This is a genomic window from Mesorhizobium sp. B2-9-1 (assembly GCF_006439455.1).
In the GTDB taxonomy this organism is placed as follows: Bacteria; Pseudomonadota; Alphaproteobacteria; order Rhizobiales; family Rhizobiaceae; genus Mesorhizobium.
In genome coordinates, this window is the sequence record NZ_VFTP01000006.1 from 200,640 (window position 1) to 213,870 (window position 13,231).

Consider the following 13,231-nt stretch of genomic DNA (forward strand, 5'->3'; position numbering starts at 1 on the left):
ATGACCGGGGAGGACGTGCGAAACGATGTCGGTCGGAATCCGCCACGACGATTTGCGCCGGCGCAACCGCGCCATGGTGATTTCGGCGGTACGCCGCGCCGGTCAGCCATCACGAACCGAAATTGCCGCCACCACCGGTCTCAGCCACTCGACCATTTCGGCGATCTCCGCCGACCTGATCCAGGAGGGCATTCTCACCGAAAGCAAGGCCAGCGAGCCGACGGCGTTGAAACGCGGTCGGCCTCAGATCGGCCTGGCGCTGAACCCTGAAGCCGCCGCGGTGCTGACCGTGGTGTTGTCGCTGAACTTTCTGTCGGTCGCCGTGATCGATTATGCCGGTCAGGTTGTTGCCGAGGAGCAGCAGCGCCTGGACACGCTTGTCATGCCCCGCGACGAGCTGATCGGCGAATGCGTGGCGATCGTGCGGCGCCGGCTGCAGGATCCCGACCTCGACATTGGCAGCGTCGCCCGCATCGCCATGGGCATTCAGGGCATCACCGATTCTAATGCTCGCGCCATGCTCTGGTCGCCGATAACGCCGCTGACAGACATTCCTTTCGCCGACATCCTCGAGAAGGAATTCGGCATCTCCACCACCATGGAGAACGACTGCAACATGATGGCGGTGGCGCTGCAATGGCGCGACCCGGAGCGCTATCGCGACGACTTCATCGCCATCCTGTTGTCGCACGGCATCGGCATGGGTCTCGTGCTCAAGGGTGCGCTGTTCACTGGCACGCATTCCTCCGGCGGCGAGTTCGGCCACATGATTCACCGCCCGGGCGGGGCGCTTTGCCGCTGCGGCCGCCGCGGCTGCGTCGAGGCCTATGCCGGCAACTATGCGATCTGGCGCAGCGCCATGAAAATGAGCGAGGACGCCGAGCCGGTCGACGTCGGCGACGCCGACATGCGGGCCCTTGCCGCGAAGGCGCGCGAGAGGGACGGCCCCGAACGGGAGGCTTATCGCCGGGCCGGCGAAGCGCTTGGTTTCGGTCTCGGCAGCCTGTTCGCCCTCATCGATCCGGCGCCCGTCGCCATGGTCGGCGTCAGCGCGGCCGCCTTCGACCTGATCGAGCCGGCGCTGCGCGAGGCGATCGCCCAGACCGCCGGCGGCCAGCACTCGGAATCGATCTCCTTCGACACCGAGCCGAACGAGTTGCCGCTGATCCGCGAAGGCTGCGCCATGCGCGCGCTGACTTTCGTCGACCAGGAAATTTTCGCGCCGGGAGGCCAGGCGAGAGCGGGTGCCGCAGGCAAGAACGTGGCCTGAGGCAGCCTTGAAGAGGTCCGGGGACAGCAGCAGACGCTTGAAATTAGCGAAGGCCCCACAGCTTCGTCATTCCAGGGCGGAGCAGGAGCGAAGCTCCGTCGCGGAGACCCTGGAATCCATGCCGTTACCTCACGCGTCGAGCGCAGCGGTGCAAAATTCTGGACCGCCGCGGCGCGTCGACGTCACGGAATGGATCCTCGGGTCTGCGCTGCGTCGCTTCGCTCCTTGCTCCGCCCGTGGATGACGAGGCACAAGCGTCTCGGCTACTCACCAGCGTGGATGCTGGAAGTGCATGGCCCGTCAGGACTGCGGCGCCCTGGGCCTAATCTTCCCTGATCGCGTAACCCGCGCCGCGGATGGTGCGGATGACATCCGGCATGCGGCCGTTGTTGACGGCCTTGCGCAGGCGGCCGACATGGACGTCGACGGTGCGCTCGTCGATATAGATCGTCTCGCCCCAGACATTGTCGAGCAGCTGGCTACGCGAGAAAACCCGGCCGGGGTGGCGCATCATGAATTCGAGCAGGCGGAACTCGGTCGGGCCGAGCCTGATCTCGCTCTTCTTGCGGTAGACGCGATGCGATTCGCGGTCGAGCACGATGTCGCCGACCTTGAGCACGCTGGACAGCACCTCCGGCTTGGCGCGGCGCAGCAGCGCCTTGACGCGCGCCATGAACTCCGGCGTCGAGAACGGCTTGACCAGATAGTCGTCGGCGCCGGTCGAGAGGCCGCGAACACGGTCGCTTTCTTCGCCCCGCGCGGTCAGCATGATGATCGGCAGCCGCTCGGTCTCGGGCCGCATCCTGAGGCGCCGGCAGAGCTCGATGCCGGAAACTGCCGGCACCATCCAGTCGAGCACGAGCAGATCGGGAACGTTTTCCTGAAGGCGGATTTCGGCCTCGTCGCCGCGGGTCACCACTTCGACCTGGTAACCCTCGGATTCGAGATTGTAGCGGAGCAGCACCCCAAGCGGCTCCTCGTCCTCCACCACCATGATGCGTGGCGCGATCATTGGCAGATACCCTTCGTCAGGCCGCCGGCGCCGACATTGTCGTCTCGTCCTGCTTGGGACGATTCGCGGGCAATTGCGTGCCGGTCAGCACATAATAGGCGTTCTCGGCGATGTTGGTCACATGGTCGCCGATGCGCTCGAGATTCTTGGCGCAGAACAGAAGATGCGTGCAAGCGGTGATGTTGCGCGGGTCTTCCATCATGTAGGTCAGGAGCTCGCGGAAGACGGATGTGTATTTGACGTCGATGCGCTCGTCGTCGTTGCGAAGCTTGGCCAGCGCCGTGGCGTCGCCCACCGTATATTCCTGGATCACAGCCTGGACCTGGATCAGTACCAGCTGCGCCATGGAATCGATCGAATGCGTGAGATCGCGCGGCGCGGCGCTGACGCCGACCGAACCGACGCGCTTGGCGATGTTCTTGGCGAGATCGCCGATGCGTTCGAGGTCGCCCGCCATGCGGATCGAGCCGACCACGTTGCGCAGATCATCGGCCATCGGCTGGCGCTTGGCGATCAGCGTGATGGCGCGGTCGTCGAGCTCGCGCTGGCGCGCGTCCATGATGGCATCGTCGGAAACGACGCGCTGCGCCATGGCATTGTCGGTCTCGAGCAGGGCTCTGGTCGAAGCGCCGACCATCGAGCTGGCGAGATCGCCCATGTCGTTTATGAGCCGGCTGATCTGTCTCAGATCCTCGTCGAAAGAAGCGACGGTATGTTCGGCCATGATGATGTCCTCGTATGAGCTCAGCCGAAGCGGCCGGTGATGTAGTCCTGCGTGCGCTTTTCGCGGGGCGAGGTGAAGATCTTCTCGGTCCGGTCGAACTCCACCAGCTCGCCCAGATACATGAACGCCGTCTGCCGCGACACGCGCGCCGCCTGCTGCATGTTGTGGGTGACGATGACGATCGTGTAGTCGGCCTGCAACTCGTCGATCAATTCCTCGATCTTGGCGGTCGACAGCGGATCGAGCGCCGAGGCCGGCTCGTCGAGCAGGATGACCTCCGGCTTCACCGCCACGGTACGGGCGATGCACAGGCGCTGCTGCTGGCCGCCCGAGAGGCTGAGGCCGCTGGCGTTGAGCTTGTCCTTGACCTCGTTCCAGAGTGCGGCGCGCTTCAGCGCCTGCTCGACGCGGCCGTCCATCTCGGCCTTGCTGATCTTCTCATAGAGCCTGACGCCGAAAGCGATGTTCTCGTAGATCGACATCGGGAACGGCGTCGGCTTCTGGAACACCATGCCGATCTTGGTCCTGAGCAGGTTGAGGTCCTGCGAACGGTCGAGGATGTTCTTGCCGTCGAGCAGCACCTGGCCCTCGGCGCTCTGCTTCGGATAGAGCTCGTAGATGCGGTTGAGCACGCGCAGCAGCGTCGACTTCCCGCAGCCCGACGGGCCGATGAAGGCGGTCACGCTGCGCTCGGGCAGGGACAGGTTGATGTCCTTCAGCGCCTTCGACTGGCCATAGTAGAAATTAAGGTTCTTGACCTCGATCTTGGCCTTCTCGACGGTCGTATCGGCTGCGTTCAGGTCGGTGGACAACATCGGTTTCATCTGTCCTCTCTGCGTCCGGTTAGGCTGCGGGCGATGATGCTCAGCCCGAGAACCGTCAGGGTGATTATGAGTGCGCCCGTCCAGGCCAGTTGCTGCCATTCCTCGTAGGGGCTGAGAGCGAACTGGAAGATGGTTACCGGCAGGCTGGCCATCGGCGCATTGAGATTGCTCGACCAGAACTGGTTGTTGAGCGCGGTGAAGAGAAGCGGCGCCGTCTCGCCGGAGATGCGGGCGATCGCCAAAAGGATGCCGGTGACGATGCCGGAGAGCGCCGCGCGATAGGCAACCGAGCGGATCACCACCCAGCGCGGCGCGCCGATGGCGGTGCCTGCTTCGCGCAGCGCGTTGGGCACAAGGTTCAGCATGTCCTCGGTGGTGCGCACCACGACGGGGATCACCAGGATCGACAGCGCGACCGCGCCGGCGATCGCCGAGAAGTGCCCCATCGGCCGCACCATCAGCTCGTAGACGAAAAGGCCGATGATGATCGACGGCGCCGACAAGAGGATGTCGTTGATGAAGCGCACCACCGTCGTGAGCTTCGAGAAGCGCCCGTATTCGGCCATGTAGGTGCCGGCCAGCACGCCGATCGGCGTGCCGACGAAGATACCGATGATCGTCATGACGATGCTGCCGTAGATGGCGTTGAGCAGGCCGCCGGCATCGCCGGGCGGCGGCGTCATTTCCGTGAACACCGAAAGCGACACCCCGGAAAGTCCCTTGTAGAGCAGGGCACCGAGGATCAGCGCCAGCCAGGCCAGCCCGATGCCCGCCGCGACGACGCACAGCGTCATCATCACGCCATTCTTGCGCTTGCGGCTTTGGTGAAGCGATTGGGCAGTCGACATCGGTCAGGCTCCCGTGCGGCTATCGATGCGCAAGAGCATGTAGCGTGCGAGCGCGAGGATGATGAAGGTGATGATGAACAGGATCAGGCCGAGCGATACCAGCGAGGATGTATAGAGGTTGCCGTCGGCTTCGGTGAATTCGTTGGCGATAGTCGCCGAGATCGTCGTGCCCGGCGCAAACAGCGAGGCGCTGATGCGGTGCGCGTTGCCGATGACGAAGGTGACGGCCATCGTCTCGCCGAGCGCGCGGCCGAGGCCCAGCATGACGCCGCCCATGATGCCGACGCGGGTGTAGGGGATGGTCACGCGCCGGGTCACTTCCCACGTCGTGCAGCCGATACCGTAGGCCGATTCCTTCAGGACCGCCGGCACCGTGTCGAACACGTCCTTGGTGATCGACGTGATGAAGGGCAGCACCATGATGGCGAGGATCAGCGACGAGGTCAGCAGGCCGATGCCGTAGGGCGGACCGGCAAACAGGCTGTCGAGACCGGGGATGCCTTTGAACAGCCAGATGATGAAGGGCTGGACCGTCGTCTGCAGGAACGGCGCGAAGACGAACAGGCCCCAGATGCCGTAGATGATCGAGGGAATGCCGGCGAGCAGTTCGACCGCGATGCCGATCGGGCGCCTGAGCGGGCGCGGGCAAAGCTCGGTCAGGAAGACGGCGATGCCGATGCCGATCGGCACGGCGATGAGAATGGCGATGGCCGAGGTGACGATGGTGCCGTAGATGGGCGCAAGCGCGCCGAAGTTCTCGGTGACCGGGTTCCAGGATTCGGTGGTCAGGAAGGAGAAGCCGAACTTCGACAGCGCCTCCCACGATCCGGCGACCAGCGATATCGCGACCCCGCCGAGCAGAACGAGCACGAGCATGGCGGAAAGGCGCGTCGCCGTCCGGAAGACCATGTCGGTGACGGCGAAGCGGCGCACTGTCGCTTCTCTGGTCCGCATGGCGGACGATGTCGCGGCTTCGGAAACGGCTGTCATTTAGCCCCTCGCATTTCGAAAGAGACAGGAGGGCGCCGTAGACGCCCTCCTCATTCAGCGGGAATTACATGCCGGAGTAGACCGGCTTGCCGTCCTTGTCGACGATGTCCTTGCCCCACATTTCCTCGACGCTCTTCACGACCTTGTCGGGCATCGGAACGTAGTCAAGCTCAGCAGCCATCTTGTCGCCCTTGGCATAGGACCAGGCGAAGAACTTGAGCGCTTCGGCCGTGGCTGCCGCATCATCGGGCTTCTGGTAGACGAGGATCCAGGTGGCGGAAGTCATCGGCCAGGATTCGGCTCCCGCCTGGTTGGCCAGGATGACGCCGTAGCCCGGCTGCGAGTTCCAGTCGGCATTGGCCGCGGCGGCCGAGAACGCCTTCGCGGTCGGCTCGACCTTCTTGCCGTCCTTGTTCACCATGTCGGTATAGGTGAGCTTGTTCTGCTTGGCATAGGCATATTCGACATAGCCGATCGCGCCGCCGGTCTGCGAGACGTTGTTGGCGACGCCTTCATTGCCCTTGGCGCCGATGCCCACCGGCCATTCGAGCGCGGTGTTGACACCGACCTTCGACTTCCAGTCGGCGCTGACGTCGGCCAGGTAATAGCTGAAGTTGAATGTGGTGCCCGAGCCGTCCGAACGATGCACGACCGCGATCGCCTGGTCGGGCAGCTTGATCTTGGGGTTGAGCTTCTTGATTGCCGCATCGTTCCAGTTGGTGATCTTGCCGGCGAAGATGTCGGCCAGCGTCGGGCCGTCCAGAACCAGCTCGCCCGGCTTGACGCCTTCGAGGTTGACGACCGGCACGATGCCGCCCATCACCATCGGGAACTGCGCGAGGCCGGTGGAGGTGAGATCCTCGCCCTTCAGCGGCGCGTCGGAAGCGCCGAAGGTCACGGTCTTGGCCTTGATCTGCTTGATGCCGCCGCCGGAGCCGATCGACTGGTAGTTGAGACCGATGCCGGTCTCCTTCTTGTAGGTGTCGGCCCACTTCGCATAGATCGGATAGGGGAAGGTGGCGCCGGCGCCGGAAATGTCGGCTGCCATCGCGGCGGCCATGCTAAGGGTTGATGCCGCAGCCATTGCAATTGCAACGGCCGCCGAGCGGATGAAATGTCTCATGTGGCCTGCTCCTGTTCGGAAGATGGTCTTTCGGCACCCGTGTATCGGCGCCCGGTCAGCGCAATAGCCCTCGATTATTACAGTCGCATGACAGTTTCGTGTCAGCCCGGTAACGCCTGAAGGGGGATGCACGGAAGGGTCCGCGTCAGCCTCGCAGGGCCGGCCGGAGTTTGCCGCGGAAATCAGCAACTTGTCTGACTTTTGAAACAAAATTTATCCCCGGCGGCCGGATGACGGCCGCCGGGAAATAAAAGCCGGACGAGAGTGCGTTGCCTGTAAGCCAGAGCGGATCATGGCCTGGCCATCGCCGAAAACAGGGTCCGTTGGGGTAGAGTCGACGCTGTTTCTTGTTGGCGGTCGCTGCTCCCGCCCGTAACCGAAGAGCGGAATCAATGTCACGATTGTCCGAACTTGGCGCTTGCTTTGGTATGGTGCGATCGCACCATACGCATGCGTCAGCCTCTTGCCGCCGTTCTTGCCCGCCAAATTCGTTTTAACCGGCGTTGCGCCGGGTCTCGACGTCGGAGCCCAGCCAGCGCTCGAGCTTTTCGAGCAGCGCCCGCGGACTGATCGGCTTCGGCAGGTAATCGTCCATGCCGGCTTCCAGGCAGCGTTCGCGGTCGCCCTTCAGGGCATGCGCGGTCACGCCGACGATCGGCACATGCGTGCCCATGTCCTGCTCGAGCCGGCGGATGGCGCCCGTCGCCTCCAGCCCGTTCATTTCCGGCATCGATACATCCATCAGGATCATGCGCGGATTGAGCCTGCCGAAGGCGTCGAGCGCCTTGCGGCCGTTACCGACGATCTCGAAGCGGTAACCGGTCTCGCCAAGGATCTGGGTGAACACCATCTGGTTCACCTCATTGTCCTCGGCGACGAGGATGTCGAGCTCGCGCTCGGCATCGGCGGGGCGCGGACGCGCCCGCGCCGGCGGCGGTTGCAGCATGGCGCGCTCCGATGCCGCCGTCTGCGCCGGAGCGGCTTGCGGAGGGCTGCCGGCGCCAATGGCGGGTTGCGCCGCCGCGCTGCTGTGGCGGTGGCGCTGGATGGTCGAGACCAGCGTTTCCAGGAGAATGGAGGAGCGCGCCGGTTTGATCAGCTGCGCATCGATGCCGAGGTCGCGATAGGCCGTGCCGGCAAGCGACTGGTCGACCGAGGTCAGCATGATGATGGGCGTATGCGCCAGGCCCGCCGTATTGCGCACGATGCGCGCCATCTCGGCGCCGGTCATGCCCGGCATCTGGTAGTCAAGCACGACGCAGTCGACCGGCACGCCGTAGGCGGCGGCGGCAATCAGCACCTTCAACCCTTCGGCGCCGCTTTCGGCCGCGCAGGAATCGAACGTCCATGACGCCATCTGCTCGCTGAGGATCGAGCGGTTGACGGCATTGTCGTCGACGATGAGCACGCGCGCGCCGGTGACGTCGACCGGCATGATGCGCTGACCGCCCTGCTCGGCCTTGGGCAGCGTGATCGTGAACCAGAAGGTCGAACCCTTGCCTTCGGCGCTGTCGACACCGATCTCGCCGGCCATCATCTCGACCAGCCGCGAGGTGATGGCAAGGCCAAGCCCGGTGCCCTCATGCCGCCTGGTCGAGGAGGTGTCGACCTGGCTGAATTTTTCGAAAACCTGCTTCAGCTTGTCTTCCGGAATGCCGATGCCGGTATCGGTCACGGAAATGGTGAGCCTCGTTCCCGCCGGAACCCGCTCACCCGTCACGTCGACCAGGACATGACCCTTGTCGGTGAATTTCACCGCGTTGCCGAGCAGATTGGTGACGATCTGCCTGACACGGCCGACATCGCCGACGAACTGGCCGTCGAGGCCCGGCTGGATGCGAACGATGAGCTCGAGGTCCTTCTCCTTGGCGCGCGTCGACACCAGCGTCGCCACATCCTCGATCGCCTCGGCGAGATTGAAGGGTGCAGGGTCGAGCACCAGCTGGCCGGCATCGATCTTCGAGAAGTCGAGGATGTCGTTGATGATGGTGAGCAGCGCATTGCCGGATTTGACGATGATATCGGTGAACGTCTTCTGCTTCGGATCGAGGTCCGACTTTGCCAGCAGCTCTGCCATACCAAGAACCCCGTTCATCGGCGTGCGGATCTCATGGCTCATATTGGCGAGGAATTCCGACTTGGCCCGGTCGGCAAGCACGGCGCGCCGGCGCGCCTCGCTGAGCTCGGCCTCGCGCTGCTTGAGCTCGGTGATGTCGGTGGTGGAGCCGATGAGATAGAGCGAGCCGTCCGACGCGATCATCGCGCCCTTGCGCGCGAACTGGTGCCTGACGCTGCCGTCCGGCATCGTCACCGTCTCTTCGATCTCCTGCGTCTCGCCGGTGCGCAGCACGGCAAGGTCGCCGGCGACGAAGGCTTCGCCGTCCGCGCCGAAAATCTCGACATCGGTCCTGCCGACGGCTTCTTCCTTGCTGAAGCCGGTGAGATCGCACCAGCCCTTGTTGACGTAGAATTGCCTGAGGTCCGAACGCTTGGCATAGATCGACACCGGCACATTGTCGATGAGGCTGCGGAACACCTCGTTCTCGCTCATGCTCTGCCGCAGCGCCTGCTCGCGCGCCTTGACGTCGGTGATGTCGGTGCTGGAGCCGACCAGATGCACCGACCCGTCGATCGCCACCAGCCGGCTCTTGCGCGTCATCAGCTGGCGCACCGTGCCGTCGCGATGGGTGACGGCCTCCTCGACCTCGCGCCCCGCGCCGGTCGCCACGACCTCGTTGTCGTCATTGCTGAAACCGTCCGCCTCTTGCGCCGCGAAAAGCTCGCGATCGGTCTTGCCGAGCACCTCGTCCTTGGGCAGTCCAGTCAGCGCGCACCAGGCCTTGTTGACGAATTCTATGCTGAGATCGTCGGCCTTGATGAAGGCTGCCACGGGCAGTTCGTCCATCACATGCCGATAAAGGTCGATCTGGCGCATGGAATCGCGCAACGCCTTCTCGCGCGCCTTGATGTCGGTGATATCGACGCGCACGCCGATGAATGTGCCGTCGTCGGTGCGCATGTCATAGACCTGGTACCAGCGGCCGTCGGCGTTGAGGCGTTCGTAGGCCGAGCTCGGCAAACGGTACCGCTTGAGCATGGCGTCAAGCCAGCGCTCTGTGTCGACGCCATACAGGCCGTCGATTCCGGGGTCGCCGCTCGAGCGGAAGTAGCCGACGGAGTGGCCAAGCGCCAACGCCTCGCGGAACGTGCGGCCAGGCTGCCAGGCCGGCTTCAGCGCCGGCAGCGTATCCTGCAGCTTACGGTTGGCGAAGACGAAGCGGTCGTCGCGATCGTAGATGATGACCCCTGCCGGCAGCGACTCCAGCACGGTGACGAGGTTCTTGCGCGCGTCCTCTGCCTCGGTCTCGCGCTGTTTCATGTCGGTGATGTCGACATAGGAGATCAGCCGCTTGCCGCCTGGAAGAGGCGCCAGCGAGGCGATCAGCGTGCGGCCGTCCTTGCGCGGCAACTGCCTGGATCCTGCGCTTCCAGCCCGGATTTCGGCCTCCCGTTCGGCCACATGGCTTTGCCACGCCTGTTCCTCGGCGCCGAACGGATCGGCATCACGACTGGCTTCCATGAGGTCGCGAAAGCGACTGCCGGCCGGAGCGCGCCGCGGATCGATCTGCCAGAAGTCGTAAAATGCCCGGTTGACCACCTCCGCCCGCAATTCGGCATCGAGAACGATGACGCCGATCGGCATCGAATCGACCATCAGCCTGAGATTGGCGAGCGCTTCCGAGGTCCCGGCCATATCGTGGACGTCGCCGAGAAAGGCCTCGTTGCCGCGCCTGTCCGCCTTGTTGTCCGCCTCGACAGTCCCGTCCGTATCCGCCATTCCTACCCCCAAGGCCGAACTGTGCCGGTCCATCGGCGGAATGTGCCCGACAAGCATTAACGATCCGCTAACCATAATGATTGCAACCGCCTGCCGCCCGGTGACGTTGAGCCAGATTCCGACCCTGGCGCCGGCTGCGGTAATCCGCCCGTTGGCGATCATGGCAACAACGCATTATAAGGTGACTGAGGTGTTGCTAATGTTTGGTCGAATCGCGGCTTTCATCCTGTGCCCGGCGCTGCTTGCGGCGGGCGGTTGCGCGCGCAGCGACGACGGCACGGTGATCGTCCCGAGCCGGATGGACGTCAGGCGTGTCTGGGACAAGGCGCCGCCGGGAACGACCGCGTCGCGGCAGATCGCGTCGGACGTGTTCCCCTTGCCGCCGCCGGGCGCGCCGCAAGGCCCGCCGGTCCGGCGCTATTCCAGGTTTCCGGCAAGGCCTTCCTATAACCAGAATCTGGCTGATCAGTCTTCGGGCGAGCGGCCCCCCCTTACCTGCAGGAATGTCGGCGAAACCGGCAAGCGCTACCGCGTCGTCTGCGAGTAGCTTTGCCTCAATCTGCCGGTCGATGCCGGCTCGATCCACTGCCCGGATGCAGAAAGACAACCCGACAGATTCAGCCCGGCCTCGACCGCGGTGCGATCACGGATCGCTGATGAAACCTTTGCCCGGTGACGGGCGTTGTTGGCGTTGATGTGACGCGCGCAGCGCAGAGGAGACTGAAGATGTCCATTCACTTCACCGTCTCTGGCCTGACCAGAAACCTGATCCATTCGCTTGGGCTGGATCATGAGCATGCGCCGAGAGCCCTTACCCCCGAACAAAGCCTTCTGCTGGATTGCTACCTGGCCGGGCAGATCCCGGACTCCGCCTGGAACGATTATGTCTTCGAGATGCCGGAGTTGGAAAAGCACGCCCAGATCAGGCGCGCACGCGGTTTAACCTGAAAGCAATTCCGGGAAAAGTGGGACTCTCCCGAAAGTGGGAACCGGTTTCGGGATAAAGACATGCCTAAAATCAAAACCTAAAGCGCATGGAGCGAACCTAAAAAGATCGCGACGCGCCTTAGGCTCGGCGCCTTCGCCGTGGCTTACTTCTTCGGCGAGTTGAACTGCAGCGTAAAGACGTTTCCGGCAATGCCTTGCGCCAGTGTGGGCGAAAGGCTGAGCGGCAGACAATCGTTCAGGGCCTTGGTCGCAGCGTCGACATAGGCCTTGCGCGCCTTGTCGTCGCCGCCGACATGAATAGCGGTCGTCTTCGGCGGCCCGATCAGCGTGCCGTCGCGTTTGAAGCTGAAGCTGAGCGTCACCGAGGAATTGTCGGAATTGGCCGGCGGTGTCCAGCAGGCGAGCAGGGCGGCGCCAACCTCGTTCATACCGTTGAGCGGCGCGACTTCGGCCGTGATGGTGGCGCTCGCCAGGAGCGCGCTCGCGACCGCGGAAAGTTTCATCATTCTTGTCATCGCCGTCCTCATCGCTTTTTGCCCGGCTCGCACTTGGCAACCCAAGATAATGGTAGGATCAATCACGCCGATGACAATAGGACTTCAACCGGTCTGGCACCGGATAAGTCGTATGTCGTGATTGCCGTGGGAGGCGATACAACCGCCGGAAAAGCAAAAGGTCGGCGCTGGGCCGACCTTTCCCTTCGCCTCCGCTTCGCGCCAGTACATCCGTGGTCGCGGCGAGGACTGTGACCAGTAGACAGGCGTTGGGTAAACGAAACCTTAACCTGAGCCGGCTGTTACGCCCTGGCCTGCGATTTCACATGCGCGATGTAGCCGCGCACGTCGCCGGCCGGCTCCGCATAGGCCTTGCCGAGCTTCTTCTCCAGCGCCGCCACGTACTCCTTCGCCCATTTGGGCAGCGGGTAGTCGATGACCGCCAGGAATTCCAGCGTCGCCGCCAGCCTTATATCGGCGATCGACGGGTTGTTGCCGCCGATGAACGGTTTGCCGTTGCGAAAGAAGGAGTGAAACACCTCGAGCGGCTCGGCGATCGCGGCCATCGCCGCCTTCTGCGCGTCCGATTTCTTGTCGGGATGGGCATCGCTGTGGCCGACTTCGCCGGCATATTGCGGGAAGCCGAGCGCCGGATAGGTCGCGCGCGCGACATAAGGATAGAGCGTGCCGACCAGATAGAACATGGCGCTGTCGATCATCGCCCGCTTGGCCGGCGCCTTCGGATAGAATTTGTCCAGCCCGTGCTTGTTGGCGAGATACTGCATGATGGCGCAGCTTTCCCACAGCACGCCGCGCGGCAGGCCCTTGTCCTCGATCATCGGCGTCAGATGCGCCGGATTGCGCGCCAGGAATTCGGGCGAGCGCGTATGGCCCCAGGCATCGGTCTCCGCCGGATCGAGCCCGGCCGCGCGCGCGAACACCCTCACCGTCATGTTGTTGACGCTCGGCCTCAGCATACTGAGTTTTATGCCAGGCTTCTTAGCTGGCTTCGCCATTTTCGAGGTCGCCTTCGCGGCCGCTTTGGCCGCCGCCTTCGCCGATGCCTTGGCGCCCGATTTCGCGGCGGCTTTTACCGCTGCTTTCGGCGCGGCCTTGGTAGCGGCTTTCTTCGCGCTCTTTGTTGCAGCTTTTGCCATTTC

12 protein-coding genes are annotated in these 13,231 nt (G+C 63.8%); 3 read left to right on the forward strand and 9 right to left on the reverse strand.

Annotated features, from left to right (window positions below):
• The first annotated feature begins 25 nt into the window (after nt 1-25).
• Nucleotides 26-1,270, forward strand: a complete 1,245-nt coding sequence (locus FJW05_RS14490; protein ID WP_140633158.1) for an ROK family protein — start codon at nt 26-28, stop codon at nt 1,268-1,270.
• A 322-nt stretch (nt 1,271-1,592) separates the two neighbouring features.
• On the opposite strand, the gene phoB is transcribed toward FJW05_RS14490, so the two are convergent.
• The 7 genes from phoB to FJW05_RS14525 form a co-directional block, all read right to left on the reverse strand.
• Nucleotides 1,593-2,282 (reverse strand): phosphate regulon transcriptional regulator PhoB, encoded by a 690-nt coding sequence (gene phoB, locus FJW05_RS14495; RefSeq protein ID WP_010911896.1) that lies wholly within the window; start codon nt 2,280-2,282, stop codon nt 1,593-1,595.
• A 16-nt stretch (nt 2,283-2,298) separates the two neighbouring features.
• Nucleotides 2,299-3,006 (reverse strand): phosphate signaling complex protein PhoU, encoded by a 708-nt coding sequence (phoU, locus tag FJW05_RS14500; RefSeq protein ID WP_140545898.1) that lies wholly within the window; start codon nt 3,004-3,006, stop codon nt 2,299-2,301.
• Nucleotides 3,007-3,026: 20 nt separating this feature from the next.
• Nucleotides 3,027-3,830 carry a phosphate ABC transporter ATP-binding protein PstB gene (gene pstB, locus FJW05_RS14505; RefSeq protein ID WP_140545897.1) on the reverse strand — a complete coding sequence of 268 codons (804 nt, stop codon included), beginning with the start codon at nt 3,828-3,830 and terminating at the stop codon, nt 3,027-3,029.
• Complete coding sequence (gene pstA, locus FJW05_RS14510) at nt 3,827-4,678, reverse strand: phosphate ABC transporter permease PstA (protein WP_140545896.1); 852 nt, start codon at nt 4,676-4,678, stop codon at nt 3,827-3,829. Before pstA ends, pstB begins: the two co-directional genes overlap by 4 nt.
• A gap of 3 nt (nt 4,679-4,681) precedes the next feature.
• Nucleotides 4,682-5,668, reverse strand: coding sequence for a phosphate ABC transporter permease subunit PstC (gene pstC / locus FJW05_RS14515; protein ID WP_140633161.1), 987 nt, complete (start codon nt 5,666-5,668; stop codon nt 4,682-4,684).
• Nucleotides 5,669-5,732: 64 nt separating this feature from the next.
• Entirely contained in the window at nt 5,733-6,791 is a 1,059-nt protein-coding gene (pstS, locus tag FJW05_RS14520; protein WP_140633164.1) for a phosphate ABC transporter substrate-binding protein PstS, read from the reverse strand.
• Nucleotides 6,792-7,284: 493 nt separating this feature from the next.
• Nucleotides 7,285-10,629, reverse strand: coding sequence for a response regulator (locus FJW05_RS14525; protein WP_246673428.1), 3,345 nt, complete (start codon nt 10,627-10,629; stop codon nt 7,285-7,287).
• Nucleotides 10,630-10,828: 199 nt separating this feature from the next.
• Here FJW05_RS14525 and FJW05_RS14530 point away from each other — a divergent pair, with 199 nt between their 5' ends.
• Nucleotides 10,829-11,176, forward strand: coding sequence for a hypothetical protein (locus FJW05_RS14530; RefSeq protein WP_246673430.1), 348 nt, complete (start codon nt 10,829-10,831; stop codon nt 11,174-11,176).
• A gap of 179 nt (nt 11,177-11,355) precedes the next feature.
• Nucleotides 11,356-11,577, forward strand: a complete 222-nt coding sequence (locus FJW05_RS14535; protein WP_140545139.1) for a hypothetical protein — start codon at nt 11,356-11,358, stop codon at nt 11,575-11,577.
• Nucleotides 11,578-11,720: 143 nt separating this feature from the next.
• Here the strand turns inward: FJW05_RS14535 and FJW05_RS14540 are convergent, their stop codons facing one another.
• Both FJW05_RS14540 and FJW05_RS14545 read right to left on the reverse strand, forming a co-directional pair.
• A complete protein-coding gene (locus FJW05_RS14540) occupies nt 11,721-12,080 on the reverse strand; it encodes a hypothetical protein (RefSeq protein WP_181164952.1) in 360 nt (119 codons plus the stop codon).
• Between the two features lie 293 nt (nt 12,081-12,373).
• A complete protein-coding gene (locus tag FJW05_RS14545) occupies nt 12,374-13,228 on the reverse strand; it encodes a glutathione S-transferase family protein (protein WP_140633170.1) in 855 nt (284 codons plus the stop codon).
• Nucleotides 13,229-13,231: the final 3 nt, after the last annotated feature.

Coding starts and splice junctions, on each gene's coding strand:
- FJW05_RS14490 (WP_140633158.1), top strand. CDS start 26: ATGTCGGTCGGAATCCGCCACGACGATTTGCGCCGGCGCAACCGCGCC.
- phoB (WP_010911896.1), bottom strand. CDS start 2,282: ATGATCGCGCCACGCATCATGGTGGTGGAGGACGAGGAGCCGCTTGGG.
- phoU (WP_140545898.1), bottom strand. CDS start 3,006: ATGGCCGAACATACCGTCGCTTCTTTCGACGAGGATCTGAGACAGATC.
- pstB (WP_140545897.1), bottom strand. CDS start 3,830: ATGAAACCGATGTTGTCCACCGACCTGAACGCAGCCGATACGACCGTC.
- pstA (WP_140545896.1), bottom strand. CDS start 4,678: ATGTCGACTGCCCAATCGCTTCACCAAAGCCGCAAGCGCAAGAATGGC.
- pstC (WP_140633161.1), bottom strand. CDS start 5,668: ATGACAGCCGTTTCCGAAGCCGCGACATCGTCCGCCATGCGGACCAGA.
- pstS (WP_140633164.1), bottom strand. CDS start 6,791: ATGAGACATTTCATCCGCTCGGCGGCCGTTGCAATTGCAATGGCTGCG.
- FJW05_RS14525 (WP_246673428.1), bottom strand. CDS start 10,629: ATGGCGGATACGGACGGGACTGTCGAGGCGGACAACAAGGCGGACAGG.
- FJW05_RS14530 (WP_246673430.1), top strand. CDS start 10,829: ATGTTTGGTCGAATCGCGGCTTTCATCCTGTGCCCGGCGCTGCTTGCG.
- FJW05_RS14535 (WP_140545139.1), top strand. CDS start 11,356: ATGTCCATTCACTTCACCGTCTCTGGCCTGACCAGAAACCTGATCCAT.
- FJW05_RS14540 (WP_181164952.1), bottom strand. CDS start 12,080: ATGAAACTTTCCGCGGTCGCGAGCGCGCTCCTGGCGAGCGCCACCATC.
- FJW05_RS14545 (WP_140633170.1), bottom strand. CDS start 13,228: ATGGCAAAAGCTGCAACAAAGAGCGCGAAGAAAGCCGCTACCAAGGCC.